At 73.0% G+C, this 24,837-nt stretch carries 23 protein-coding genes; 14 read left to right on the top strand and 9 right to left on the bottom strand.

Translation table 11 applies throughout. From position 1 onward, the window contains the following. The first annotated feature begins 18 nt into the window (after positions 1-18). From ACZ58X_RS24200 to ACZ58X_RS24230, 7 genes are all read left to right on the top strand, one after another. Complete coding sequence (locus tag ACZ58X_RS24200; RefSeq protein ID WP_470335686.1) at positions 19-1,221, top strand: ABC transporter substrate-binding protein; 1,203 nt, start codon at positions 19-21, stop codon at positions 1,219-1,221. Beyond that, positions 1,221-2,207 carry an ABC transporter permease gene (locus tag ACZ58X_RS24205; RefSeq protein WP_470335687.1) on the top strand — a complete coding sequence of 329 codons (987 nt, stop codon included), beginning with the start codon at positions 1,221-1,223 and terminating at the stop codon, positions 2,205-2,207. The genes ACZ58X_RS24200 and ACZ58X_RS24205 overlap by 1 nt, the downstream gene beginning before the upstream one ends. 24 nt (positions 2,208-2,231) lie before the next feature. Then, positions 2,232-3,044 (top strand): ABC transporter permease, encoded by an 813-nt coding sequence (locus ACZ58X_RS24210; RefSeq protein WP_470335688.1) that lies wholly within the window; start codon positions 2,232-2,234, stop codon positions 3,042-3,044. Positions 3,045-3,476: 432 nt separating this feature from the next. Further along, a complete protein-coding gene (locus ACZ58X_RS24215) occupies positions 3,477-5,381 on the top strand; it encodes an Ig domain-containing protein (protein ID WP_470335689.1) in 1,905 nt (634 codons plus the stop codon). A 136-nt stretch (positions 5,382-5,517) separates the two neighbouring features. After that, positions 5,518-5,964 (top strand): hypothetical protein, encoded by a 447-nt coding sequence (locus ACZ58X_RS24220; protein WP_470335690.1) that lies wholly within the window; start codon positions 5,518-5,520, stop codon positions 5,962-5,964. Between the two features lie 130 nt (positions 5,965-6,094). Next, entirely contained in the window at positions 6,095-7,243 is a 1,149-nt protein-coding gene (locus ACZ58X_RS24225; RefSeq protein ID WP_470335691.1) for a serine hydrolase domain-containing protein, read from the top strand. A gap of 41 nt (positions 7,244-7,284) precedes the next feature. After that, the gene (locus ACZ58X_RS24230) at positions 7,285-8,070 is read left to right on the top strand and encodes a MerR family transcriptional regulator (protein WP_470335692.1); all 786 of its coding nucleotides are present in this window, start codon (positions 7,285-7,287) and stop codon (positions 8,068-8,070) included. A 106-nt stretch (positions 8,071-8,176) separates the two neighbouring features. On the opposite strand, the gene ACZ58X_RS24235 is transcribed toward ACZ58X_RS24230, so the two are convergent. Further along, entirely contained in the window at positions 8,177-9,820 is a 1,644-nt protein-coding gene (locus ACZ58X_RS24235) for an ABC-F family ATP-binding cassette domain-containing protein (RefSeq protein WP_470335693.1), read from the bottom strand. Between the two features lie 257 nt (positions 9,821-10,077). Beyond that, positions 10,078-11,142, bottom strand: a complete 1,065-nt coding sequence (locus ACZ58X_RS24240) for an alpha/beta fold hydrolase (RefSeq protein ID WP_470335694.1) — start codon at positions 11,140-11,142, stop codon at positions 10,078-10,080. A gap of 176 nt (positions 11,143-11,318) precedes the next feature. Here ACZ58X_RS24240 and ACZ58X_RS24245 point away from each other — a divergent pair, with 176 nt between their 5' ends. Further along, on the top strand, positions 11,319-11,876 hold the full coding sequence (locus ACZ58X_RS24245; RefSeq protein WP_470335828.1) for a CGNR zinc finger domain-containing protein: 558 nt from the start codon (positions 11,319-11,321) through the stop codon (positions 11,874-11,876). A 142-nt stretch (positions 11,877-12,018) separates the two neighbouring features. On the opposite strand, the gene ACZ58X_RS24250 is transcribed toward ACZ58X_RS24245, so the two are convergent. Beyond that, positions 12,019-12,459, bottom strand: a complete 441-nt coding sequence (locus ACZ58X_RS24250; protein ID WP_470335695.1) for an Ohr family peroxiredoxin — start codon at positions 12,457-12,459, stop codon at positions 12,019-12,021. A gap of 334 nt (positions 12,460-12,793) precedes the next feature. Here ACZ58X_RS24250 and ACZ58X_RS24255 point away from each other — a divergent pair, with 334 nt between their 5' ends. The 3 genes from ACZ58X_RS24255 (at position 12,794) to ACZ58X_RS24265 (ending at position 18,001) form a co-directional block, all read left to right on the top strand. Next, positions 12,794-13,741, top strand: a complete 948-nt coding sequence (locus ACZ58X_RS24255; RefSeq protein ID WP_470335696.1) for an ABC transporter ATP-binding protein — start codon at positions 12,794-12,796, stop codon at positions 13,739-13,741. Further along, complete coding sequence (locus ACZ58X_RS24260; protein ID WP_470335697.1) at positions 13,738-15,111, top strand: ABC transporter permease; 1,374 nt, start codon at positions 13,738-13,740, stop codon at positions 15,109-15,111. The genes ACZ58X_RS24255 and ACZ58X_RS24260 overlap by 4 nt, the downstream gene beginning before the upstream one ends. Positions 15,112-15,250: 139 nt before the next feature. Beyond that, positions 15,251-18,001: an alkaline phosphatase family protein gene (locus ACZ58X_RS24265; protein ID WP_470335698.1), complete on the top strand. Its 2,751-nt coding sequence runs from the start codon at positions 15,251-15,253 to the stop codon at positions 17,999-18,001. A gap of 72 nt (positions 18,002-18,073) precedes the next feature. Here ACZ58X_RS24265 and ACZ58X_RS24270 read toward each other — a convergent pair whose 3' ends face one another. Next, positions 18,074-18,973, bottom strand: a complete 900-nt coding sequence (locus ACZ58X_RS24270; protein ID WP_470335829.1) for an NADP-dependent oxidoreductase — start codon at positions 18,971-18,973, stop codon at positions 18,074-18,076. Positions 18,974-19,053: 80 nt separating this feature from the next. Here ACZ58X_RS24270 and ACZ58X_RS24275 point away from each other — a divergent pair, with 80 nt between their 5' ends. Continuing rightward, positions 19,054-19,674 carry a TetR/AcrR family transcriptional regulator gene (locus ACZ58X_RS24275; protein ID WP_470335699.1) on the top strand — a complete coding sequence of 207 codons (621 nt, stop codon included), beginning with the start codon at positions 19,054-19,056 and terminating at the stop codon, positions 19,672-19,674. Positions 19,675-19,984: 310 nt separating this feature from the next. On the opposite strand, the gene ACZ58X_RS24280 is transcribed toward ACZ58X_RS24275, so the two are convergent. Then, on the bottom strand, positions 19,985-20,800 hold the full coding sequence (locus ACZ58X_RS24280; protein WP_470335700.1) for an alpha/beta fold hydrolase: 816 nt from the start codon (positions 20,798-20,800) through the stop codon (positions 19,985-19,987). A gap of 139 nt (positions 20,801-20,939) precedes the next feature. On the opposite strand from ACZ58X_RS24280, the gene ACZ58X_RS24285 reads away from it, so the two are divergent. Next, positions 20,940-21,452 (top strand): hypothetical protein, encoded by a 513-nt coding sequence (locus tag ACZ58X_RS24285; RefSeq protein WP_470335830.1) that lies wholly within the window; start codon positions 20,940-20,942, stop codon positions 21,450-21,452. On the opposite strand, the gene ACZ58X_RS24290 is transcribed toward ACZ58X_RS24285, so the two are convergent. The 3 genes from ACZ58X_RS24290 to ACZ58X_RS24300 are packed head-to-tail and all read right to left on the bottom strand — an operon-like array spanning position 21,425 to position 22,392. After that, on the bottom strand, positions 21,425-21,610 hold the full coding sequence (locus ACZ58X_RS24290) for a hypothetical protein (RefSeq protein WP_470335831.1): 186 nt from the start codon (positions 21,608-21,610) through the stop codon (positions 21,425-21,427). The genes ACZ58X_RS24285 and ACZ58X_RS24290 overlap by 28 nt on opposite strands. Before the next feature lie 9 nt (positions 21,611-21,619). Continuing rightward, positions 21,620-21,931: a GNAT family N-acetyltransferase gene (locus ACZ58X_RS24295; RefSeq protein ID WP_470335701.1), complete on the bottom strand. Its 312-nt coding sequence runs from the start codon at positions 21,929-21,931 to the stop codon at positions 21,620-21,622. Further along, the gene (locus ACZ58X_RS24300; RefSeq protein WP_470335702.1) at positions 21,925-22,392 is read right to left on the bottom strand and encodes a rhodanese-like domain-containing protein; all 468 of its coding nucleotides are present in this window, start codon (positions 22,390-22,392) and stop codon (positions 21,925-21,927) included. Before ACZ58X_RS24300 ends, ACZ58X_RS24295 begins: the two co-directional genes overlap by 7 nt. 173 nt (positions 22,393-22,565) lie before the next feature. Here ACZ58X_RS24300 and ACZ58X_RS24305 point away from each other — a divergent pair, with 173 nt between their 5' ends. Then, on the top strand, positions 22,566-23,624 hold the full coding sequence (locus tag ACZ58X_RS24305) for a hypothetical protein (protein WP_470335703.1): 1,059 nt from the start codon (positions 22,566-22,568) through the stop codon (positions 23,622-23,624). Positions 23,625-23,637: 13 nt separating this feature from the next. Here ACZ58X_RS24305 and ACZ58X_RS24310 read toward each other — a convergent pair whose 3' ends face one another. Continuing rightward, the gene (locus ACZ58X_RS24310; RefSeq protein ID WP_470335704.1) at positions 23,638-24,825 is read right to left on the bottom strand and encodes an aminotransferase class V-fold PLP-dependent enzyme; all 1,188 of its coding nucleotides are present in this window, start codon (positions 24,823-24,825) and stop codon (positions 23,638-23,640) included. Between the last annotated feature and the right edge of the window lie 12 nt (positions 24,826-24,837).

A 24,837-nucleotide genomic window follows, 5' to 3' on the forward strand; every position in this document is an offset into this window, starting at 1 on the left:
AGATCGGAACACCCCGCCATGCGCATCCCCCTGATCGCCCGCGCCGCGGCCGCCGCCACCGCCGCCGTCCTGCTCGCCGCAGGGTGCGGCAGCAGCGGCGGCACGGGCACCGCGAACGGCTCGCACGGGCTGAACCCGCCGAAGCTGCCGATGCTCCAGTCCCTGGGCGCCGGGGAGGGCCAGGTGAACCTGGTCGCCTGGGCCGGCTACGCCGAGGACGGCTCGGACGACAAGAGCGTCGACTGGGTCCACCCCTTCGAGCAGCAGACCGGCTGCAAGGTCAACACGAAGATCGCCGGGACCTCCGACGAGATGGTCTCGCTGATGAAGACCGGCCAGTACGACGCCGTCTCGGCCTCCGGCGACGCGACCCTGCGGCTGATCGCGGCCGGCGACGTCGCCCCCGTCAACACCGCCCTGGTGCAGAACTACGCGGACGTCTTCGACGGTCTCAAGAACCAGCCCTGGAACTCGGTCAACGGCCAGATGTACGGCATCCCGCACGGCCGCGGCGCCAACCTGCTGATGTACCGCACCGACAAGGTCACCCCGGCCCCCGACTCCTGGAGCGTGGTCTTCGACGGCGCCGCGCCCTACACCGGCCACGTCACCGCCTACGACTCCCCGATCTACATCGCCGACGCCGCGCTCTACCTGATGAAGACCAAGCCGGAGCTCGGCATCACCAACCCGTACGCCCTGGACGCGACCCAGCTCAAGGCGGCCGTCGAGCTGTTGAAGGCCCAGCACAAGGCGATCGGCGAGTACTGGAGCGACTTCCAGAAGTCGGAGAACTCCTTCAAGACCGGGGACACCGTGGTCGGCACCAGCTGGCAGGTGATCGCCAACCTGGCCCAGGCGGACAAGGCGCCGGTCACGGCCGTGCTGCCGAAGGAGGGCGCCACCGGCTGGTCCGACACCTGGATGGTGTCCGCCAAGGCCGCCCACCCCAACTGCGCCTACCAGTGGATGAACTGGATCGTCTCGCCGACCGCCAACGCCCAGGTCGCCCAGTGGTTCGGCGAGGCGCCGGCCAACTCCAAGGCCTGCGACCTGACCACCGACAAGGGCTTCTGCGCCACCTTCCACGCCACCGACGAGGCCTACTGGAAGGACGTGTACTACTGGACCACCCCGGTGAAGAGCTGCCTGGACGGCCGCACGGTGGCCTGCACCGACTACGCCGCCTGGACGTCCGCCTGGACCGAGATCAAGGGCTGATGACCGCGACCGGCTCGACCGACAGGACCGGCTCGACCGGCTCGACCGGCACGACCGACACGACCGGCACGACCGACACGACCGGAACGGCCGCCGCGGCCGCCCCGGCGGCGCAGCTGCGCCGGGGCGGGGTGCGGCGGGCCGCCGCCGTGCTGCACCGGCACGCCGGGCTGCGGCTGGCGCTGCTGCTGTCCGCCCCGATGGCCTGGCTGCTGCTCGCCTACCTGGGCTCGCTGGCCGTCCTGCTGCTGTCGGCCTTCTGGGCGGTCGACGACTTCACCTACGACCTCGTCCGGGTCTGGAACACCGCCAACTTCCACACCGTCCTCACCGAGCCGGTCTACCGGACGATCGCCCTGCGCACCCTCGGCATCGCCGCCGCCGTCACCGTGATCGACGCCGTGGTGGCCTTCCCGATGGCCTTCTACATGGCCCGGATCGCCCGGCCGCGCACCCGCAGGCTGCTGGTGGTGGCCGTTCTGACGCCGCTGTGGGCCAGCTACCTGGTGAAGGCCTACGCCTGGCGGGTCATCCTCGGCCAGGGCGGCGTGCTGGACCGGCTCGGCGCCCCGTTCGGCCTTTCCAGCCCGGGGTACGGCACGACGGCGGTGATCCTGGTCCTCGCCTACCTGTGGCTGCCGTACATGATCCTGCCGGTCTTCGCCGGGCTGGAGCACCTGCCCGGCACCCTGCTCGACGCCTCCGCCGACCTGGGCGCCTCCGCCTGGCGGACCTTCCGCTCGGTGGTCCTCCCGCTGGTCCTGCCCTCGGTGTTCGCCGGGTCGGTGTTCACCTTCTCGCTCAGCCTGGGCGACTACATCACCGTACGGATCGTCGGCGGCAGGACCCAGGTGCTGGGCACCGCGATCGCCGACAACGTGACGCTCAACCTGCCGCTGGCCGCGGCGCTGTCCTGCGTCCCGGTGGTGATGATCGTCGGCTACCTGCTCGCCGTGCGCCGCACCGGCGCCCTGGACTCGCTGTAGGACACCCCTCGGAGGCGTACCCCCGTGATCCTCTCCCGCCGCACCCGGATCGCGCTGCGCGCGGCCACCTTCCTCGGCCTCGCCGTCGTCTACCTGCCGCTGCTGCTGGTGCTGGTCAACTCGCTGAACCGGGACCGCTCCTTCGCCTGGCCGCCGACCGGGCTCACCACCGAGTGGTGGGTCCGGTCCTGGCAGTCCGAGGGCGCCCGCAGCGCCCTGGTCTCCTCGCTCCAGGCCGGGGCGGGGGCCACCCTGGTGGCGCTGGTGCTGGGCACCATGACCGCCTTCGCCGTCCAGCGGTACCGGTTCTTCGGCCGCCAGGCGGTGTCCTTCCTGGTGATCCTGCCGATCGCGCTGCCCGGCATCGTCACCGGCATCGCGCTCAATGCCGCGTTCCGCACCGTGCTCGGCCCGGCCGGCATCGGCTTCGGCCTGCTCACCGTGGTGATCGGGCACGCCACCTTCTGCGTGGTGGTGGTCTTCAACAACGTCCTCGCCCGGCTGCGCCGGCTGGCCCCCTCGGCCGAGGAGGCCTCGGCGGACCTCGGCGCCCACACCTTCCAGACCTTCCGGTACGTCACCTTCCCGGCCGTGCGCTCGGCCCTGCTCGCGGGCGGCCTGCTGGCCTTCGCGCTGTCCTTCGACGAGATCGTGGTGACCACCTTCACGGCCGGGCCGGCCGTCCAGACCCTGCCGGTCTGGATCTACGCCAACCTGGCGCGCCCCAACCAGGCCCCGGTGGTGAACGTGGTGGCGGCGGTGCTGGTGCTGCTCTCCGTCGTCCCGGTGTACCTGGCCCAGCGGTGGTCCGCGGACAGTGTCGGCGGGCGGTTGTGACGGGTGGTCGTCACAGGTGGTCGTCGCACGTGGTTGTGACAGGTGGTCATGACAGGTGGTCGTGACCGCTGGTTCCGGAAAAGCTGCAATGTTGAAACGGCGACGTTTCACCGAATATCGAAACAGTCTTCCGAGCGATATTCAGTGAATGTGAAGGCCCTCGAATTGACCTCCTCTCACGCTCTTCACCTGCCCGAACGCCGTTCTTAATGTTTCCTTACCCGCAGCCGTTGACCACCGTTCATCAACTCTGCTTTCCTTCATGCCCAAGCAGCTGGCCCCACCGAGAGACCGTCAATTCCGGCTGTCCGGAAGATAGAACCGGATTCGGCGACCGGTGGATTCCGCCCGCTGCTCCTTCCCCACAAAGGGATCGTTCGCGGCCCCCCGGCCGCAATGGGCGATCGGCAAGCAGAGAGGCACCCTCACCCCATGGGTCACTCCCCCAGAATGCGGCGCGCGAAGAACGCGGCGCTCACCGGCCTGGCGTCCATAGCGCTCGCCGCCGCCGGTCTCGCCGGCGCGGCCGGACCGGCCGCCGCCCAGGACATCTCCAGCTCCTCGGGCAGCGTCAACAACGAGTTCAACCCCTGGAGCCCCCAGAACGGCCACCCGTACCGCCACGGCGCGGTGATGGGCAAGCAGCAGCAGAAGAAGTACAAGGAGTGGATGGCCGCCCACACCCAGGCCGCGGCCACCGGCCAGGAGACGCTCTCCTACGGCGGCGGCGTCGACGGCATCGGCGTGCAGAGCGGTCACTCCAAGGTCTACCTGGTCTTCTACGGCACCCAGTGGGGCACCCAGACCACCGACGCCAACGGCAACGCCAAGTTCTCCGGCGACTCGGCCGGCGCGGCCGGTGCCACCCAGCAGATGTTCAAGGGCATCGGCACCAACGGCGAGACCTGGTCGGCCGACCTGACCCAGTGGTGCGACGGCCCCAACGTCGCCTCCGGCGCGGTCAGCTGCCCGTCGAACGCCAACTTCATCCCGTACCAGAGCGGCGGCGTGCTCTCCGGCGTCTGGTACGACAACGCGGCCGCCTCGCCCGCCTCGGCCAGCGGCAACCAGCTGGCCCAGGAGGCCGTCAAGGCCGCCGGCCACTTCGGCAACACCACGGCCGCCGCCAACCGCGACGCGTACTACATCATCCTGTCGCCGCACGGCACCAACCCGGACGACTACCAGAACCCCACCACCGGGTACTGCGCGTGGCACGACTGGAACGGTGACACCACCCTCAACGGCGGTGCGGCCAACTCGCCCTACGGCGACATCGCCTTCTCCAACCAGCCGTACAACATCGACCAGGGCGCCAGCTGCGGCGTCGGCTTCGTCAACTCGCCCGGCACGCTGGACGGCTTCACGATGACCCTCGGCCACGAGTGGCACGAGATGATGTCCGACCAGAACCCGGCCGGCGGCTGGACCAACCACGTGTCCGGCAGCTCGTACAACGGCCAGGAGAACTCGGACGAGTGCGCCTGGATCCAGCCCGGCTCGACCGGCGGCGCCGCCAACGTCTCCTTCGGCTCCTACGGCACCTTCGCCGAGCAGGCCAGCTGGTCGAACGACACCAACTCCTGCGCCATCTCGCACGCCATCCTGAACCACGGCAACACCAACACGGTCACCGTCACCAACCCGGGCAACCAGTCCGGCACCGTCGGCACCGCGGCCAGCCTGCAGATCGGCGCGAGTGACTCCGCCTCCGGCCAGACCCTCACCTACTCGGCCACCGGCCTGCCCGCCGGCCTGTCGATCAACTCCTCGACCGGCCTGATCTCCGGCACCCCGACCGCCGCCGGCACCTCCAGCGTGACGGTCACCGCGACCGACACCACCGGCGCCGCGGGCAGCACCACGTTCAGCTGGACCGAGTCCGGCGGCTCCGGCGGCGGCAACGCCGTCACCAACGGCGGCTTCGAGACCGGCAGCCTGAGCGGCTGGACCGCCGCCGGCACCACCTCCGCCACCACGGGCGCGGCGCACAGCGGCAGCTACGGCGCGATGGTCGGCTCCACCAACCCGACCGGGGACTCCTCCGTCGCCCAGACCTTCACCGCGCCGACCGGCTCCAGCAAGCTGTCCTTCTGGTACAGCAACACCTGCGACGACACGGTGACCTACGACTGGGCCACCGCCACGTTGAAGGACAACACCACCGGCACGACCACCACGGTCCTCGCCAAGACCTGCACCACCACCGGCAGCTGGACCAACAAGACGGCCGCCGTCACCCCGGGGCACTCGTACACGCTCACCCTGAGCAACCACGACGACAACTACCCGGGTGACCCGACCTACACCTACTACGACGACGTGACCGTTTCCTGACGATCGCCTCGGCTCGACGCACCGGGGTGGGCCTCGCGCCCGCCCCGGTGCGGTATTTCCGCATTCGGGGGGATCCGATCCGGCGTCCCGCGCGTCGAACCGGTACCGCTTCCAACCCCGTCCCGAAGGAACCACCGTGAATCCCATCAGACCGGCCGTCCTCGTCCTCGGCTGCGCCGCCCTGCTGGCCCTGGCCGGCTGCGCCTCCACCGGCACATCCGCCCAGGCGTCCCCCACGGCCCTGGTCGCGGTCACGCCGACCGCCGTGACCGCCGACGAGAAGGCCAACCACACCACGGTGAAGGTGGCCGTCGGGGCCACCGTCTCGGTCGCACTCCAGGGGACGTACTGGTCCGGCGCCACCAGCTCCGCGCCCGACGTGCTCGCCCCGACCGGCGCCCCGACCACCGTGCCGTCCCCCTCCTGCCGCCCCGGCGGTGGCTGCGGCACCGTCACCACCTCCTTCATTGCCCGCACGGCGGGGACGGCCCACCTCACCGCCTCCCGCACCGTCTGCGGCGAAGCCCTCAACTGCACGCCGAACCAGCGCGGTTACGACGTGACCGTCGAGGTCGCCGGCTGAGTCCTCCGGCACGGCGCGCCGCGCCGCTGTGAGCCGGATCACAGTTGAGGCCGCCCCTGGGGCAGGGTGGAGATTCGTCGCAGCAGCCGGACAACGGTCCGGGCAACACGACGAACACCGGGGAGCACCCATGACCACCGTCCAGTCCCGCCACGCCGACCGATCCGCCGACTCCGGCCGGAGCCAGGACCGACCGGAGCTGCGGCGGGCGATCGAGGAGCTGACCGGCTCCGGCTTCCTCGGCGTGCAGCTGCGGGTGAGCGACGAACGGGGCAGCTGGGCCGGCAGCGCCGGCGCACGCGAACTGGGCGGCGACGCCGCGCCGCTGACCGACGGGCACTTCCGGATCGGCAGCAGCACCAAGAGCTTCGTCGCCACCACGGTGCTGCTGCTGGTCGCCGAGGGCCGGATCGGCCTGGACACCCCCGCCGACCACTACCTGCCCGAGTTCGGGCTGGACCACCGGATCACCGTACGGATGCTGCTCCAGCACACCAGCGGCGTGTTCAGCCACACCGGCGAGCTGCTGGCGGACGGCACGGTCGAGCCCGGAATCCCCTGGCGGGGCACGGAGTGGGTGGACCTGCGCTTCCACACCTACCGCCCCGAGGAGCTGGTCCGGCTGGCGCTGTCCCGGGCGCCGCGGTTCGCGCCGGGGGAGGGCTGGAGCTACTCCAACACCAACTACGTGCTGGCCCGGCTGGTGATCGAGCGAGCCACCGGCCGGCCCTTCGCCGAGGAGCTGCGGCGGCTGGTCCTGGCCCCGCTGGGGCTGACCGGCACCGTGGCGCCGGGCAGCTCGCCCGAGCTCCCCGAACCCCACCACCACGGCTACTACCGCTACCGGGACGGCGGGCAGGAGCGGACGCTCGACGTCACCCGGCACGACCCCAGCTGGGTCGCGGCCGGCGGCGACATGATCTCGACCACCCAGGACCTGCACACCTACTTCGCCGCACTGATGGGCGGCCGACTGCTGCCCGCCGGGCTGCTGGCCGAGATGCGCACCCCGGAGGAGCGGGTCGGCTACGGCCTCGGGCTGTTCGCCCAGGACCTCGGCCCGGCCGGCGGCACGATCTACCACCACAACGGTGCCACCATCGGCTCGGCGGCGCTGATGTACGGCTCCGCCGACGGCCGCCGGATCCTGACCGCCGGTCTGAACTACGTCGACGACCCTGAGATGACCGTCGCCGTGGGTTTCCAGAGGGCCCAACAGCTGCTGGTGGGCCTGGTGTTCAGCGGCGAGCAGGCCGGGCCGTCCGGGTCGGCGGGCTGACCGGCTGGCCGCCGGGCCCGTTCGCACGAGAAGCTGGGCGGATGATGAGCGGAGTCACGATCGGTCAGGCGGCGGCCTTCCTGGGCGTCTCGGTGAAGACGGTGCGGCACTACCACGAGCACGGGCTGGTGGCGGAGCCACCGCGGGACGGCTCCGGCTACCGGCGGTACGGCTCGGACCAGCTGCTGCGCCTGGTGCAGGTGCGCACGCTGGCCACCGCCGGGGTCCCACTGGCCGACATCGGGCCGCTGCTCGACGCCGGGGCCGAGGAGTTCACCGCCGCCCTGGCCGACGTCGAACGACGCCTGGTCGAACGGATCGCCGAACTGGAGGAGCGCCGCGCCACGCTGCACCGGCTGGCCGAGGGCGACCGGGCCCTGCTGCCCGACCGCGCCTGCGCCGTCCTGGACCGGATGGCCGGACTCGGCTTCGGCCCGGACTACGTGGCCGGACAGCGCGAGGCGCTGGTGCTCGCCCGGGTGCTGGTGCCCGTCGGCTTCGACGCCTTCCTCGGCCAACTCGAACGGCAGCTGGACGACCCCGGGTTCGTCGACCTGGCCCGGCGGGCCTGGGAGGCCGAGGACTGGGAGCCGGACGATCCCCGGCTGGAGGAACTCGCCGACGCCATGGCCCAGCGCTACCTCGCCGATCCCGAGCTGCTGGCGGACCGGGCCGGGCTGGAGGCCTGGAGCAGGGCCGCCACCCAGTACCGGCTGATCGACCGGCACCGTGAGGGCGAGCTGCGGAACTCGGCCCGGCTGACGGCGCTGACCGAGGCCAGGCTCCGCTCCGCCGGGGCGCCGGTGCCCCGGCTGCCCCGGCGGTGAGCCGTGCCCGGCTGCCCGGGTGGTGCCCCGCGCCCCGGAGCGCAAGGGCTGTGCCCCGGCGGCCGGTGGGGCCCGGCACGGCCCCCCGGCCGCCGGCGGGCGGGCGTCAGCCGGTCGGGGCGCCGGTCTCGGTCAGCGTGCCGTCCGCCAGCCGCAGCCAGCGGTCGACGCCGATGCCGGCCAGGAAGCGCTCGTCGTGGCTCACCACCAGGAACGCCCCCTGGTACGAGTCGAGGGCGCCCTCCAGCTGTCCGACGCTGACCAGGTCGAGGTTGTTGGTCGGCTCGTCGAGCAGCAGCAGCTGCGGTGCGGGCTCGGCGCACAGTACGCAGGCGAGGGTGGCCCGCAGCCGCTCGCCCCCGGACAGCGCCCGCACCGGCAGGTGGGCCCGGGCGCCGCGGAACAGGAAGCGGGCGAGGATGTTCATCCGCTCGGCCTCGGGGCGCTCCGGCGCCGCGGCGGCGAAGTTCTCCGCCACGGTGCGGTCCTGGTCCAGCAGGTCCAGCCGCTGGGAGAGGTAGGCGACCCGGCCGTCGGCCCGCTTGACCTGCCCCTCGTCCGGGGCGAGGTCGCCGACGAGCAGGCGCAGCAGGGTGGTCTTCCCGGCGCCGTTGGCGCCGAAGAGGGCGATCCGCTCCGGGCCGCGGACGGTCAGGTCGATCCCGCCGTCGGCGAACAGCGGGCTGCCGTCGCGCCGGACCTGGAGGTGCTCGCCGATGAAGAGGTCGCGTCCGCTGGGCACCCTGGTGCCGGAGAGGTCGAGGGTGAGCCGCTGCTCCTCGCGGACGGCGCGCCCGGCTTCGTCCAGCCGGGCCTTGGCCTCGTCGACGCGGGCGGCGTGCACCTGGCCGGAGCGCCCGGCCGACTCCTGGGCGCCGCGCTTCATGTTCCCGGCGAAGATCCGCGGCAGCCCGGCGTTCTTGAGGTTGCGGGCGGCGTTGCCGGCCCGGCGCTCGGCGCGTTCCCGGGCCTGCTGCATCTCGCGCTTCTCGCGCTTGAGGTCCTGCTCGGCGTTGCGGACGTTCTTCTCGGCGACCTCCCGCTCGGCCTGGACCGCCTCCTCGTACGCCGTGAAGTCGCCACCGTAGAGGCGTAGTTCGTGCGAGTCGAGCTCGGCGATCCGGTGCATCCGGTCGAGCAGGGCGCGGTCGTGGCTGACCAGCAGCAGGCAGCCGTTGAAGTCCTCCAGAGCGTCGTACAGGCGGTGCCGGGCAGCGAGGTCGAGGTTGTTGGTGGGCTCGTCGAGCAGCAGGACGTCCGGTCGCTTCAACAGCTGGGCGGCGAGGCCCAGTTGGACGACCTGACCGCCGCTGAGGGTGCCCAGTCGGCGGTCCAGCGGCAGCGCGCCGAGGCCGAGGCGTTCGAGCTGGGCGAGGGAGCGCTCTTCGATGTCCCAGTCGTCGCCGATGGTGGTGAAGTGCTCCTCGGCGACGTCCCCGGACTCCACCGCGTCGATGGCCCGGATCACCCCGGCCACGCCGAGCACCTCGGCGACCGTGCGGCCGGCCGTGAGCGGGAGGTCCTGCGGGAGGTGGGCGGCGGTGCCACTGATCGTCACCGATCCACCAGAGGGCCGCAGTTGACCGTCGATCAGCTTGAGCAGCGTGCTCTTGCCCGAGCCGTTGGGCGCGACCAGGCCGGTGCGGCCGGTGCCGATGGCGAAGGAGAGGTCACGGAAGACGGGAGTGTCGTCCGGCCAGGAGAAGGACAGCTGGGAGGCGACGACGGACGCGGAAGGCGAAGAAGACATGGAGAACTACCTGGAAGTGAGCGGGCGGAGACGAGTCCGGCCCGGATGAGACAGGGGGACTGGGTACGACGATTCCGACCGCTGCACTGGGCGCCCTGCGCCCGCAACGGTCAAGAAGCCCGGGACTCACCCGGAGATGTCGTCGTCACCCGCCATGTCTGCTGCACTCCTCGGAAGGGGGTAGATCGTTCGCCAGCGTAGCAGCCCGCTCCGGCCCGCGCCGTTCATTTTCCGGCGCGGGGCGAAGCGGCCAGGTGTCAGAGCCGGTCGGCGTCGACCACGGCCTGGGCGAAGGCGGTCGGCGCCTCCTGCGGGAGGTTGTGGCCGATGCCGGCCAGCGTCCGGTGCTCGTACGGGCCGGTGAACATGGCCCGGTAGGAGGAGCCGTCGCCGGGGGCGGGGGTGAACGGGTCCAGCGCGGGGTCGAGGGTGATGGTCGGCACCTGGATGGTCGGCTTGCGGGCCAGCAGGTGTTCGTCGTGGTCGTAGCGGCGCTCGCCGTCGGCCAGGCTCAGCCGCCAGCGGTAGTTGTGGACCACGATCGCGGCGTAGTCGGGGTTCTCGAAGGCGGCCGCGGTGCGTTCGAAGGTGGCGTCGTCGAAGTTCCAGGTGGGGGAGGCGGTCCGCCAGACCTCCCGGGCGAGGTCGTGGCGCAGCTTCGGGTCCTGCATGGCGCGTTCGCCGCGATCGGTGGCGAAGTAGTACTGGTACCAGAAGGCGTGCTCGGTGACCGGCGCGATCGGGTTCCGCTGGGCGTCGCGGTTGGTGATCAGGTAACCGGTCACCGACACCAGGGCCTTGACCCGCTCGGGCCACAGGGCCGCCAGGATGTCGGCGGTCCGCGCGCCCCAGTCGAAGCCCGCGACCACGGCGCGGTCGACCCGGAGCGCGTCCAGCAGCGCGACGATGTCCCGGGCGATGGCCGACTGCTGGCCGTTGCGGACGGTCCGCGCGGAGCGGAAGCGGGTGCTGCCGTGGCCGCGAAGGTAGGGGACGATCACCCGGTGGCCGAGGTCGGCGAGCAGCGGGGCGACGTCCAGGTAGCTGTGGATGTCGTAGGGCCAGCCGTGCAGGCAGAGCACCACCGGCCCGTCGGCGGGGCCGAGTTCGGCGTAGCCGACGTCGAGCACGCCGGCGGTGACCTGGCGCAGCACCGGGAAGGAGGTGTGGGTGCCGGGGGTGATCGTCGGCACCACCGGGGCCGGGCCGGAGCGGCCATGGGCGGGGGCGGCGCCGGCCGTGCCCGGCAGGCCGGCCAGCGCGAGGGTGGCCGCGCCGGCGCCGAGTCCGACGGTCCGGTGGAAGCTGCGCCTGTCGATCATGAGTTGCCTTCCGGAAGCTGCGGGGCCGGTACGGGAACCGGACCCGGGCGGAACGTTACTGGTCTGGACAGTGATGGAGCGGGCGACGCGGCGCGTTGCCGTTGGGAAGTCCCACGGAAGTCCGGGGGAGGGTGCCGGGCATTGCGTGCCGGCCGGTGACTGGTCAGTATGGTGACGTGATGCACGCCTTCCCCTGCGGGACCCTGCCCCTCGACTTCGTCGGCACGCTGCGCGCCCGGCGCAACGCCGCGCCGCTGGAGAAGCTGGCCGTCCCCGAGCAACTGGACGCCTGGTTCGTGGAGTCCGGGATGTTCGACGGCGGCCCCGGCCCGGGCGCCGACGAGACCGACCTCGACATCGCGGTCGACCTGCGCGAGTCGATCTACGCGCTGGTCGCCGCCCGGCTGGACGGGCAGCCGATGCCGGCCCGGGCGATCGCCGAGCTGAACCGGCACGCGGCCGGACTGCCGGTGACGCTGCGCCTGCACGCCACCGGGGCGACCAGGAGCGGATCCGTCTCCCAGGGCCTCGCGGCACTGGCCCGGGAGGCCGTCGAGATCCTCGGTGGCGACGATGCCGCGCTGCTGCGGGAGTGCGCCCGGCCGGAGTGCACCCAGGTCTACCTGGACCGCTCCCGGGGCCACCGGCGCGAGTGGTGCGCCATGCGGACCTGCGGCAACCGGGTCAAGGCCGCGTCCTACCGGGCCCGCCAGCACGGTGGCGCCGAGGGCTGACGCCCCGCCCCGGGGTCGATCGCCGGTCCCGGATTCGATCCTCCGCCTCCGCCCCTCGCCCCCGCCGCTGCTGCGGCCATCGGGCGGGGGTTCGGCGTTTCCGCGTCCGGTCGGGGGCCGGGCGCGCCCCGCGCGGGTGCCGTCAGCCGGTGACCGCAGTCACTGCGGTCGCCCGGATGGCCACCGGGATGTTGCCGCGGGTCGCCTTGGAGTACGGGCAGATCCCGTGCGCCGCGTGGGCCAGCCCGGTGGCCGTCTCCTGGTCCACGCCGCCGAGTTCGAGGTGGAGGACGGCACTCAGGCCGAACTCCCCGTCGTCCCCGTGGGTCAGGGTGGTCTCGACCGCGATGGAGGTGCTGGTCAGCCGGACCTCGCGGTCGGCGGCGGCGCGCCGGACGGCGCCCAGGAAGCAGGCGCCCCAGCCGGCGGCGAACAGCTGCTCGGGGTTGGTGGCGCCGCCGGCGCCGCCCAGCTCCTTCGGGATGGCGAGCGAGGTGGTGAGCTTGCCGTCGCTGGAGGCGACGTGCCCGCCGTTGCGGCCCTCGCCCGTCACGATGACCGTTCCGGTGTAGCTGACTGCCATGGCTCGGCCTCCTGGTGAGTGTTCGTTCGGTGAGTCCCGGTCTTCGTCACCGGTCTGACTGGTGATGAGTATTGGTGGCGATCTGTGGGGGTGTCAAGGAAGGGGCTCAAAACTGTCAGGGTTTCAGTGGAGAAGCGCCGATTGCCACCCAGGAGTCGCCCCCAGTTCAGTAACTTGCTCGACGGGTTACTCGACCGGGCGTCATGGTCGTCGGGACGAGGGCCGGCGGCCGCCATGGAGCCGCCCCTCAGCTGTTCCCCCGGAGTTCAACCGCGTGCTCCTGACGCCACCCCGTGAACCCCCTACCTTCCCTGGGGGACTGCGAGAAGGAGCCATGGAAGACACGCAACCTGCCGTACGGGCACGGGGATTGACGAAGTGCTTCGGTGACGTCGTGGCGCTCGACGGAGTCGGGCTGGAGCTGCTCCCCGGGCGGATCCACGGGCTCGCCGGGCCGAACGGCGCGGGGAAGACCACCCTGCTCGGGCTGCTGCTCGGGCTGGCCGTCGCCGACGGCGGCGAGCTGGAGGTGCTGGGCAGGCCGGTCGGCCGGGCGCTCGCGGCACCCGACGGTGTGGCCGGCTTCGTCGACGGCCCCGGCCTCTACCCCTCGCTGACCGCGCGGCGGAACCTCGCCGCGCTGGCGGCCCTGCGCGGGGAGGACACCGGCGCCGGGCGGATCGACGAGGTGCTGTTCGAGGTCGGGCTGCGGGACGTCGCCGACGACCGGGTGCGCGGCTTCTCCCTGGGCATGCGCCAACGGCTCGGCCTGGCGGCCGCGCTGCTCACCCGGCCGCGGCTGCTGGTGCTCGACGAGCCCTCCAACGGCCTGGACCCGGCGGGCAAGCAGCACGTCCACGGGGCGCTGCGCCGGCTCGCCGAGGACGGCGTGACCGTCGTGCTGTCCAGCCACCGGATGGACGACCTGGAGTCGCTCTGCTCCGAGGTCACGATCCTCGCCACCGGGCGCGTCCGGTTCTCCGGCCCGCTGGGCGAGTTGGCCGCCGGGACCCGCGCGCTGGAGCACCGGCTGCTCACCTCCGACCTGCGCGCCGCCCGGCGGGTGGCCGCCGGGACGGCCGGGGTGGCGGTGCTGGACGGGGCCGGGGCGTGGCGCGGTACGGAGGCGCTGGTGGTGCGGGCGAACGGGCCCGCCGTCGAGCGGCTGGTGGACGGGTTGGTGCAGGAGGGCGTAAGGGTGCGCGAGGTCGCGCCCGTGGTGTCGCCGCTGGAGGCCGCGTACCTCGCCCTCACCGAGGAGCAGCAGGAGGACGGGCGATGAGCACGGTCACGGCCGGGAAGGCGGCGGCCGGTGCGGCCGCGGGGGCCGGGGCGCGCCGGGTGCCGGTGGGCCGGGTGTACCGCTTCGAGCTGGTGAAGCTCGTCTCGCAGTGGCGGATCCGCCTGCTGGTGCTGGCCTGTTGGGCGCTGCCCGGGCTGTTCGTGGCCGCCGTCGCCCAGCAGGGCACGCTGCCCTCCGACACCCTGTTCGGCCGCTGGATGCACGCCACGGGCTGGGCCGGCCCGCTGGTGCTGCTGGGCTTCGCGGGTTCCTGGGCGCTGCCGCTGCTGACCTCGGTGGTCGCGGGCGACGTGTTCGCCGCCGAGGACCGGCTCGGCACCTGGCGGCACCTGCTGGTGGCGGTCCGTTCGCCGGGCCGGATCTTCCTCGCCAAGACCCTGGCGAGCGCCACCGTGATCGTCCTGCTGGTGGCCGGACTGGTGGCCTCCAGCACGGCGGGCGGGCTCGCGGCGGTCGGCGACCGGCCGTTGGTCGGCGTCGACGGCCACCTGCTGGCACCGTCCGACGCGGCCGCGGGCGTCCTGCTGGCCTGGACCGCCGCGCTGGCGCCGACGATGGCGTTGGCCTCGCTCGGCCTGCTCGGCTCGGTCGTGCTGGGCCGCTCCCCGATGGGCCTGCTCGTCCCCGCCCTGGCCGCGGTCGCGATGCAGCTCGCCCAGGCGCTGCCCCTGCCGGTGCCGCTGCGGCTGGCCCTGCCCGGCTACGCCTTCGTCTCCTGGAACGGGCTGTTCGCCGATCCGAGCCGGCTGCCGGAGCTGCTGATCGCGGTCGCGGTCAGCCTGCTCTGGGCCGTGGTGGCGACCGCCACGGCCCACCGGCTGTTCGTCCGGCGGGACTTCACCAACGGCAGCGAGGACGGCGAGAAGCGCCGCGCGCTCACCCACGGGGTGCTGCCGCTGGCCGTGCTGCTCGCGCTGACCACCGGGGTGGTCGCGGCGGCCGCGCCCTCGACCGGCTCGGGGATCAGCCGGGCGAAGGTGCAGCGGACGGTCTCCACCGTGTTCGCCCACCTGTACCGGCTGCAGACCGAGCAGCTGCACCGCCCCGCCGTCACCGAGGCCGACCTGCGGGTGGCCGCGGACTGCAACCGGGGCGACGGCCAGGTCGAGCCGGAGGGCCCCGGCAACGACTGGCGCTGCGTGGTCACCTGGCACCTGCCCGGCACCGAGGCCCCCGGCACCGCGATCTACCAGCTGGACGTCGCCTCGGACGGCCGGGTGATGGCCGACGGCGACGGACCGAAGGAGGTCAACGGCTACTTCCTGGTCCACACCGGCACCGGGGACGCGCCGAACCCGCTCTGGCAGTTCGACGGCCAGATCGACCTGCTCGACTCCTCGACGGACTGAGCGCACCGCCCGGCAGCACCCGCACCACCCCGCAGCGCCCGTACCGCCCAGAAGCACCCGTACCGCCCGCACCACCCGCACCACCCGCAGCGAAGAGACCGGAATCAACGCAGCGCACTCACCACGAAGGGCTGACGCCATGCAGGTAACGCGTCGTCGACGAATCCAGCGGGAGCACCCGGTGCTCCTCGGCCGCCGGGTCGGCCGCCGGGCCACCCTGGCCACGGCGTGCATCACGGCGGCGGCCGTGGCCACGGGCACCGCTTTCGCGACCACCCACCAGTTCGGCACCGACCAGGTCGGCCAGGTCACCGCCGACGGCCAGGTGATCTCCAGCGACCAGTACATCGCCCCGTACGGTGACCGCCTGGTCATCGACAACGGCAAACTGATGGGCTCCCGGGTCAGCCCGGACGGCACCCACCTGGCCGCCTCGCTGGCCGACGGCGACGCCTCGCTGGTCGTGGTGGACCTCAGGACCGGCAAGGTGCAGCAGCGCGCCGGCAAGGCCAAGACCGCCGACCTGCACCTGACCGACGGCTCGGTCGGCCAGGAGGCCCCGGTCTACTCGCCGGACGGCAAGCAGCTGTGGCTCGGCCAGCTGGACGGCTACACCAGGTTCACCGTGCAGGCCGACGGCTCGCTGGCCGACCCGGTGCGGATCGCCATCCCGGCCGACGGCACCAAGCACGCGCTGGCCTCCGGCGCGGTGTTCTCGGCCGACGGCTCGACGGTGTACGCGGCCGTCAACGGCCAGAACCGGGTGGTCGAGATCAACGCGGCCACCGGCGCGCTCGGCCGGAGCTGGACGACCGGCAACGCGCCGCGCGGCATCGTGCAGGTCGAGCGGAAGCTGTACGTCAGCAACGAGGGCGGCCGCGCCGCCACCGCCGACGACGACACGCTGAACTCCTACGGCACCCAGGTGCCGGCCGACCCGGACACCGGCGCCACCACCACGGGCACCGTCAGCGTGATCGACTTGGCGAACCCCTCCGCCGCCGTCGGGTCCATCGAGGTCGGCCTGCACCCGACCGCCGTGTACGCCAAGGGCGGGACGGTCTTCGTCGCGGACACCTCCTCCGACCAGGTGTCCGTGATCGACGCGGCGCGGGGCAAGGTGGTGCAGCGCATCTCCACCAAGCCCTGGCCGGAGGCCGCGGTGGGCTACGAGCCCACCGCGATCGCGCTCACCGACGACGGGCGCCTGCTGGTCACCCTCGGCCGGGCCGACGCGGTGGCCGTCTACCGCTTCACCAGTGCCCAGGAGCCGGTGAGCTACGTCGGCCTGCTGCCCACCGACTACTTCCCGGCGGAGGTCACCACCGTCGGCTCCAAGGTGGTCGTCTCCAACACCCGCGGCATCGACGCGCGCCGCCCCAACTCCACCGGCGCCCACAACACCCACGACACCACCTCCAGCCTGACGCAGTTCACCCTGCCCTCCGACCAGGAGATCCGCTCCCGGACGGACCAGGTCTTCCGGCAGAACGGCTGGACCAAGGGCGCCGTCCGGACGGCGGACGGGCACCGGGCGAAGCCCGTCGCCGTGCCGGCCCGGATCGGCGACCCGTCGACGATCAAGCACGTCTTCCTGATCGTCAAGGAGAACCGGACCTACGACCAGGTCTTCGGCGACATCGGCAAGGGCAACGGCGACCCGAAGCTGGCCCAGTTCGGCGCCAACGTCACGCCCAACCAGCAGGCGCTGGCCAAGCAGTTCGGGCTCTACGACAACACCTACGACATCGGCACCAACTCCGCCGAGGGCCACAACTGGCTGATGCAGGCGGACAATCCGGAGTACACCGAGTCCTCGGCCGGGGAGTACGAGCGCAGTTACGACACCGAGGACGACGCCCTGGGCCACCAGCGCTCGGGCTTCCTGTGGACCGGCGCCCAGGCGGCCGGCCAGGACGTGCGCGACTTCGGCGAGTTCCACCAGTTCCTCACCAAGCCCGACGGCGCGACCTGGCAGAACCTGTACTGCGACTCCAGGAACATGGCCGCGACGGGCGACGACACCGCCTACCCGCTCAACTCCTCCTCGCCGATCCCCTCGCTCAACGACGTGTCGGTGCCCGGCTTCCCGAGGTTCGACACCGACGTCCCGGACGTCTACCGCTACCAGATCTGGAAGCAGGACTTCGAGCAGAACGGCCCGGCGGCCCTCAACATGCTGTGGCTGTCCAGCGACCACACCGGCGGTCCGGCCAGCCCGGCCGCGCAGGTCGCCGACAACGACCTCGCGGTCGGCAGGATCGTCCAGGAGATCTCGCACAGCGAGTACTGGAAGGACACCGCGATCTTCGTGGTCGAGGACGACTCCCAGGCCGGCCTCGACCACGTCGACGGCCACCGCGCCCCGATCCAGATCATCAGCCCCTGGGCGCAGCACGGCACCGTCGACAGCCGCTACTACTCGCAGATCACCATGGTCCGCACCATCGAGCAGATCCTCGGGATCCACCCGATGAACCAGAAGGACAGCGCGGCCAGCCCGATGACCACCGCGTTCACCGACAAGCCGGACCTCACCCCGTTCGACGCGGTGCCCAACCGCACCTCGCTGACCGACGGCCTCAAGACCCCGCCGTCCTGCGGCGTCGACGTGCCGGGTGCCCCGGACGCGAGCGCGGCGGCGGCGCCGGTGACCGTCGCCCCGCCGGCGGCCGAGCGGCAGGTCGCGGCCCAGTGGGAGGACTGGAAGTCCAAGCAGCAGCTGACCGGCCCGAACGCGGCGCCGGACCGGTCCAACCCGGCCCAGATGAACCACCTGACCTGGTACCAGACGCACAACTGGCGGACCCCGTACCCGGGCGAGGACGCGATCCACGCCCCGAACGACGTCCCCGGCGCCTACCTCCCCGCTGCGGAGAACGACGGCTGACGCCCTCGGCCGACGCCCCTGAGCGGGCCCCGGCCCGGCCTCACCGCCGGCCCGGGGCCCGCCCTGGCGTGGCTACACGACGATGACCCGGCGCCCGCGGGTGTGTCCGGCGTGGCTGTCGGCGTGCGCGGCGGCGGCGCCGGCCCGGGTGAGCGGGTAGGCGGTGTCGACGGGGATGTGCAGCCGGCCCCGGGCGATCAGCTCGGCGGCCTCGGCGAGTGCCGCCGGGACGCTCCCCGCCGTGCCGGAGAACCGGACCCCGAGCCCGGGCGCGGCGAGATCGGCGATGGAGACCACCGTCCCCGGATCCCCGGTCAGTTCGACGAGCTCGCGGATCACACCGTTGCCGGCCAGGTCCAGGGCGGCGTCGACCCGGCCGAGCCCGCGCACCCGCTCCACCCAGCCCTCGCCGTACGTGGTGGCCAGCGCGCCCAGGCCGCGCAGGTAGTCCAGGTTCGCCGCCCCGCCGGTGCCGATCACCGTGATGCCGCGGTCACGGGCGATCTGGAGCACCGCCGAACCGACGCCCCCGGACGCACCGCTGACCAGCAGCGTCTGCCCCGGTCGCACCCCGACCTCGCGCAGGACGCGCAGCGCGGTCTCCACCACGGAGGGGTACCCCGCCGCCTCCTCGAAGCCCAGCCCCTCCGGCATCGTCGCCCAGGCGGACAGCACGGCGAACTCGGCGTAGGTGTCGGCCCCTTCGCCGAACACGTGGTCACCGACCTCGACCCCCTCGACCCCGGCCCCGACCTGGTCCACCACCCCGGCGGCGTCCAGCCCGACCCCGGCGGGCAGTTCGACCGGATGGGCCCCCAGCACCTGGCCCTCCCGGAGCCGCCAGTCGACGGGGTTCACGCCCGCCGCCCGTACGGCGATCCGGATCCGGCCGGGGCCTGCCTGCGGCCGTGGGGCGTCCACGAGGCGCAGGACCTCCGGGCCGCCGAACTCGGTGTAGCTCACCTTCTGCATGGTCTCCATGCGGCCGACCGTAGCACTATCGGTTAGTGTTTTGATGCTGTTCCGTTTTCATAGCTGATAGCATCACGGACATGACCGAGCCGACCGGAACCACCGTCACCACCGGGGCCACCAGAACCACCGCGACGACCGAGCCGACCGGCCGCCGCGAGCGGAAGAAGGCCGCGACCCGCCGGAAGATCGCCGACACCGCCCTGCGGCTCTTCCTGGAGCACGGCTACGACGCGGTGGGCATCCGCGAGGTGGCCGCCGAGGCCGACGTCGCCGTCACCACGGTCTTCTCCCACTTCGCCGCCAAGGAGGCCCTGGTCTTCGAACAGGACGAGGACTTCGAACAGCGCCTCGTCCGGGCCGCCACCGACCGGACCCCCGAGGAACCGCTGATCCCCGCACTGCGCCACGAGATCCACGCCATGGTGCGGCACTGCACCGCCGACGGCGCCGCTCCCATCTGGCGCCTGATCGACTCCTCGCCCGCCCTGCGCGCCTACGAGGAGTCGATGCGGCTGCGCCACGCCGAAGCCCTCGCCGCGGCCATCACCGCCCTGCCCGACCAGCCCCGCACCCCGACCGCCTGCCGGGCCGTCGCCCGCTTCGTGATCGACGCCTTCTCCCTGGCCCGGGACGCGGCCGACCCGGCGGCCACGGTGGACGAGGTCTTCGCGATGGTCGAGGCCGCCTGGGCCGCGTGACCCGCGCTGGTCCCCGCAGTCCGGTGGCCGACGGCCGGCGGGCAGGCTCCTGACCAGCTCGCCGTCGCCGATGCAGTGCCCGAGCTCGCCCTCCGACGGGGAGTGGCGGGACCTCACTCCATGCCGACGCCTCCACCACCCCGCGCATCTCCCGGCAGGACGGCACGCCCCACCCGCACCGCAGCCCGGCCGCCGCCGACCCGGCCGACCACGTCCGCGCCGTCACCGCGACCGGACTCGCCCGCGCCAGCCGCTCGGCCGGCCGGTCCCACCGGCTCCACCGTCCACGGGACGTTCCCCGGGGCGGCCGTCAGGCCCAGAGTTCCCGGAGGGCGGTGTTGACGGCCTCGGGCTGCTGGGTGTGGGGGTAGTAGCCGGGCACCCGGAGGAGGCGGCTGCCGAGGGATTCGGTGAGGGCCTCGGCCACGGCGATGAGGGGGAGCCCGACGTGTCGGCGGTACGCGGGCGGGGCGTCCTCCCAGGTGCCGCAGATCACCAGGATCGGCACGGCGGCGGCGCGGACCGCCGCGACGGGGATCTCCGCCTCCCAGACGGGCCGTTCCCGCATGGAGGTGGCGACGGCGCGCAGGCGGCGTGGGGTGGGCTCCGGCACGGCCAGCCCCATTCCTGCGGTGGAGGCCCGCAGGTACTGCTCGGGCGTGATGCCCGCCGGGATGCCCGGGGCGCCGTCGCGCACCCGGTCGAGGAGTTCGGCGACGACCGGGTGGTGCGCGGCGGCGGTGAAGGCGGAGGGCTGGATCAGGCCGAGCGAGCGGACCAGGTCGGGACGGTGCGCGGCGGCGAGCAGCGCGGCGACGGCGCCGTTGCCGTGCGCCACCAGGTGGGCGCCGCCAGGCCCTGGGCCGGCAGCCTCGGCGTCGAGGACCGCCACGACGTCCGCGGCGTCGGCCTCGAAGTCGCTGCGCGCGGTGTCGGGGCTGTCGCCGTAGCCCCGGCGGTCCAGCAGCAGCAGCCGGCGGTCGTCCGCGAGGGGCCGCTGCCCGGCGAACCCGTACTCGGGGTCGCTGCCCCAGGTGAAGATGCTGTGGACGAACACGGCGGGGGCGGCGCCAGGGGCCGCCGGGGCCGGATCGCGGTCGTCCCACACGGTCACGTGCACGGTCATGGTCGCCTCCCCGAACTGACGGGACATCAACTCCCCCGAGACTAGCGAAGCGGGACCCCGCGGCGGCGGGCCCAGGTGGAGAGGGCGGAAAAGGCGTTGTCGGGCCGGGCCCCGGCGGGGGAGACTCCGGACCGTGGACATGGGGATCTCCGGTTTCGAGCCGTCCTTCCTGATCGGGATCGAGGCGGTGCGGCAGGCGCACGGCCCGCGCCTCGCCGCGCTCGCGGGCAGGCGACTGACGGGCTTCGCCGTCGTGCGCTTCGCCGAGGACGGAGAGTGGTTCGCCGACTGCCCGGTGGTGCTGGACTTCGACGGTGTCCGGGTGGAGGTCTGCCACCGGTACCTCGACGGACTGTCCATCGGCTGGGGCACGATCGACACCGGGGCCCACATCGTCAACTGGGAGTGGTTCGAGTTCTCGCCCGAGTGGTCCCGTGACGACGAGGTCCTGGAGCCGTTCGTGGGGCGGGAACTGCGCGAGGTCCGGCTGCTGGAGTGGCGGCCGGCGGGGCCCGATGTGGCGTACGGGACGGTGGCGGTGGAGTTCGACTTCGGCGGCGACGTCCTGCGGATCGTCAACGGGCTGGACGAGAACCACCTGGAGGTCGGCGCGGCCCATCCGGACTACGTCCGGTGCGAGTTGGGCGGCTGATCCGTCGGGCGGCCGGCGAGGGAGAACCTGACCTTGGGGCGGCCCAGGGCCCCGGCCCGGTGGTAGAAGCGGATGGCGTCGGTGTTCCAGTCGGGCGTCTGCCACTGCACCTGCGCGGTGCCCAGCTCTGCGGCCGCTTCCCGTACGGCGTCGAGCAGGGCGCGCCCCTACCCTCCGCCCCGGTGTGCCTCGGTGACGAACAGGCAGTCCAGGTGGACGTAGTCGGCGGCCTGCCAGGTGGAGAACTCCCGGGAGTAGCTCGCGTAGCCGGTCAGCTCACCGCCGTGGTCGACCACCAGGCACCAGGCCCTCGGCGGTGCGGCGAACAGTGCGGGCTCCAGCCGGGCGGCGAGGTCGGCGGGTACCGGCTCGGCCTCCTCGTACGCGGCGTGGTCGGCGCACAGGCGGGCGAGCGCGGGCAGGTCGGCCGGGGTGGCCGGGCGGATGGTGCCGCCCGGCCGCGCGGTGGCGCTCAGCATGCGCAGGAGATGCCCGAGCGCGGGGCGGTCAGGTCGTCGACGGGGCGGCTCTCGGGGCCGGCGGCGGTGTCGTACCCGAAGCCCTCGCGGACCCAGTACTCGAAGCCGCCGAGCATCTCCTTGACGGGGTGGCCGAGGCGGGCGAAGGCCAGGGCCGCCCGGGTGGCGCCGTTGCAGCCGGGGCCCCAGCAGTAGGTGACCACGGTCTGGGTGGCCGGGTCGATCAACTGCGGTGCCAGTTCGGCGATCCGCGCGGTGGGGATGTGCACGGCACCGGGGATGTGGCCCTGGTTCCAGGCGGCCTCGCTGCGGGTGTCGACCACCACCACGCCGGACACTCCGGAGGCCAGGTCGGCGTGGACGTCGGAGACGTCCGCCTCGAAGGCGAGCCGGGCGGCGTAGTGGGCGGCGGCCTCGGCCGGGGTGGCGGCGGGCACGGTCAGGACGGCACTGGCGGACATGGGTTCCTCGGGTTCCTGCTGGTCGGACGGGGTTCCGGTGTGCCGTCGCGGCTCTCCCGGTCGGGCACGGCTCCATCCTCCGGCCCCGGGTGCCGTCCCCACGAGTGGCGTGAACGCCTGGCATCGCCAAGATCCCGCCAGGTGCCGTCGGCCCGCCGGGAGAGGATGGCGACATGACGATCACACCCACGCCGGTGGCCAGCTACCCGATCCCGAACGGGAGCAACGCCAGGGCCTCCGTCGACCCGACCGGTCCCGTCCCCCGCCTGGAGGTCCTCGACGGCACCTCGCTGCGCCTCTACGACCTGCGGGAGCAGGCGGAACTGACGGCCGAGTTCCCGGCCCCGGCCCCCGAATGGTGGGCTCCGGTGTGGACGGCTCCCGACCTCTCCTCCGCCGTCTTCGGCACCGGGGCCGGGTACGTCGCGGTCGGCCGGGACGGCACGGAGCTCTGGCGGCAGCCGTACGGCAGCTGGCGGGTGGACCGCTGGGGGTACGTCGCGTTCACGGGGACCGGGCCCGGCCGGGAGCTCCGGACCTGGCTGCGGCTGCCGTCCGGGCTGCCCGACGCCACCGTCTTCCTGACCCTGGACGCCGAGGGTCGGGAGCTGGCCCGCAGCGTGCTCCCGTGCGGCGGCTACGAGCGGTTCGTGAGCCTGCTCCTGGACGAGCACGGCGAGGTCACCGGGGTGAGCGTGTCCGGCGGCTCCGGGCCGAACGCCCGCTACCGGGTGCGCCGGGAGTCCGGCGTCCTCGTCCTGGGCGAGCCGCTGTCGCAGGACGGGGGCCCCGGGCTCCCGGCGGGCCGCGACTACCTGGACGCGGACTCCGGCAACACCCGCTGCATGACCGTCGACCCGAGGGGCCGGGACGTCAGCTGGCACGCCGTGCCCTCCTACGAGGTCACCGCCACGCTGCGGCTGAGCGACTTCCCGGCCCCCGGCACCGGTGACTGCTCGGTTCACAACGATCCGTACATCTCCTCCTGGTGCGGTTTCGTGGACGACTCCACCGCGCTGGTGACGCTGCACAACAGCTACCAGGAGGGCGCGGTGCTGCTCTTCGGCGAGGAGCGGTGGCGCGAGCACAGCCACTGGCTCGCCGACCCCGCCACCGGCACCCTGCACGGCCGCGTCGAGTACCCGATGCCCGAGGTCGACGAGGTGTTCCCGCTCGGTGACGGCACCTGGATCACCAAGGACTGGAACACCTACCACCGCTGGCGGCGCTGACCATCCCCGATGGTCAGCGGTCGGGCAGGGCGGCCAGCAGGCGGTCGATCTCCTCGGGGGAGTTGTAGGCGTGCAGGCTGACCCGGACCGAGGTGTCGGTCTCGCCGGCGCGGCCCTGGCAGTGGCCGTCGGCCCGGACCATCAGGCCGTGGCTGGCGAGGACGAAGCCGAGGTCGTTGGAGGGGATCGCGCGGTGCCGGAAGGTGACGATGGCCTCGCGGCGCTGCACCGGGGAGTCGGCGGCCAGGCTCTGTTCGCAGCCGAGGACCCGGTAGGCGTCGGAGCCGCGCAGGCCGTCGGTGAGGCGGCCGGCCAGGGCGGTGGTCCAGCGCTGGATGCGGTCGGTGCCGGCGGCGTCGAGCCAGTCCAGGGCGGCCTCCAGGCCGGCGATCCCGCAGGTGTTGGGGGTGCCGCTCCAGCCGCCGGGGCGGAACTCCGGGCCGCGGGTGTTGCGGGCCCAGACGGCGCCGGTGCCGGGCAGGGCGAGCGCCTTGTGGCCGGAGAAGACCACGAAGTCGACGTCGAGGCGGCCGACGTCCACCGGCAGGTGGCCGACGCTCTGCGCCGCGTCCAGGCAGATCGGCACGTCGGGGCCGACGGCGGCCCGGATCCGGTGCACGTTCATGTCGGCGCCGTACACGTGGTGGACGTGGGTGGCGGCGACGAACGCCGTCCGCTCGGTGACGAGTCCGGGCAGCGCCCGGTGGTCGTAGTCGTGCGAGGCCGGGTCGTACGGGAGTTCGCGGACCCGGACGCGCACGCCGCGTTCGGCGAGCAGCTGCTGCGCCTCCAGCCAGGGCAGGGCGTTGGCCTGGTGGTCGGCGAAGGGCACGATGATCTCGTCGCCGTCCCGCAGGTGCCGGGGGAGCCAGTCCCTTGCCACTGTGCGCAGTCCCTCGGTGGTGCCGCTGACGAAGTGCACCCCGGAGGGCTGCCCGGGCGCCGGGTCGCCGAGGAAGGTGGCGACCCGGGTGCGGGTGCGTTCGACCAGCGCGGTGGTGGCGTTGGCCCAGGTGTAGGTGCCGCGTCCGGCGTTGGCGTTGGCGGTGGTGAGGTAGTGGTGGACGGCGTCCAGTACCGCCCGCGGCTTCTGGGCGGTGGCCGCGCTGTCCAGGTAGGCCTGTTCGGGGGCGCCGGTGATGATCGGGAACTGCTCCCGCAACTCCCGGTGCCAGCCGTCCAGTTCGTCGAGGGTGCTCATGCGTGGCCTCCG

This window comes from Kitasatospora sp. NPDC040550 (assembly GCF_055594965.1).

Bases quoted from the DNA above. Each gene is read 5' to 3' on its own strand.
- ACZ58X_RS24200 (WP_470335686.1), top strand. From the start codon at position 19: ATGCGCATCCCCCTGATCGCCCGCGCCGCGGCCGCCGCCACCGCCGCC.
- ACZ58X_RS24205 (WP_470335687.1), top strand. From the start codon at position 1,221: ATGACCGCGACCGGCTCGACCGACAGGACCGGCTCGACCGGCTCGACC.
- ACZ58X_RS24215 (WP_470335689.1), top strand. From the start codon at position 3,477: ATGGGTCACTCCCCCAGAATGCGGCGCGCGAAGAACGCGGCGCTCACC.
- ACZ58X_RS24225 (WP_470335691.1), top strand. From the start codon at position 6,095: ATGACCACCGTCCAGTCCCGCCACGCCGACCGATCCGCCGACTCCGGC.
- ACZ58X_RS24230 (WP_470335692.1), top strand. From the start codon at position 7,285: ATGATGAGCGGAGTCACGATCGGTCAGGCGGCGGCCTTCCTGGGCGTC.
- ACZ58X_RS24235 (WP_470335693.1), bottom strand. From the start codon at position 9,820: ATGTCTTCTTCGCCTTCCGCGTCCGTCGTCGCCTCCCAGCTGTCCTTC.
- ACZ58X_RS24240 (WP_470335694.1), bottom strand. From the start codon at position 11,142: ATGATCGACAGGCGCAGCTTCCACCGGACCGTCGGACTCGGCGCCGGC.
- ACZ58X_RS24250 (WP_470335695.1), bottom strand. From the start codon at position 12,459: ATGGCAGTCAGCTACACCGGAACGGTCATCGTGACGGGCGAGGGCCGC.
- ACZ58X_RS24255 (WP_470335696.1), top strand. From the start codon at position 12,794: ATGGAAGACACGCAACCTGCCGTACGGGCACGGGGATTGACGAAGTGC.
- ACZ58X_RS24260 (WP_470335697.1), top strand. From the start codon at position 13,738: ATGAGCACGGTCACGGCCGGGAAGGCGGCGGCCGGTGCGGCCGCGGGG.
- ACZ58X_RS24265 (WP_470335698.1), top strand. From the start codon at position 15,251: ATGCAGGTAACGCGTCGTCGACGAATCCAGCGGGAGCACCCGGTGCTC.
- ACZ58X_RS24270 (WP_470335829.1), bottom strand. From the start codon at position 18,973: ATGCAGAAGGTGAGCTACACCGAGTTCGGCGGCCCGGAGGTCCTGCGC.
- ACZ58X_RS24275 (WP_470335699.1), top strand. From the start codon at position 19,054: ATGACCGAGCCGACCGGAACCACCGTCACCACCGGGGCCACCAGAACC.
- ACZ58X_RS24280 (WP_470335700.1), bottom strand. From the start codon at position 20,800: ATGACCGTGCACGTGACCGTGTGGGACGACCGCGATCCGGCCCCGGCG.
- ACZ58X_RS24285 (WP_470335830.1), top strand. From the start codon at position 20,940: ATGGGGATCTCCGGTTTCGAGCCGTCCTTCCTGATCGGGATCGAGGCG.
- ACZ58X_RS24295 (WP_470335701.1), bottom strand. From the start codon at position 21,931: ATGCTGAGCGCCACCGCGCGGCCGGGCGGCACCATCCGCCCGGCCACC.
- ACZ58X_RS24300 (WP_470335702.1), bottom strand. From the start codon at position 22,392: ATGTCCGCCAGTGCCGTCCTGACCGTGCCCGCCGCCACCCCGGCCGAG.
- ACZ58X_RS24305 (WP_470335703.1), top strand. From the start codon at position 22,566: ATGACGATCACACCCACGCCGGTGGCCAGCTACCCGATCCCGAACGGG.
- ACZ58X_RS24310 (WP_470335704.1), bottom strand. From the start codon at position 24,825: ATGAGCACCCTCGACGAACTGGACGGCTGGCACCGGGAGTTGCGGGAG.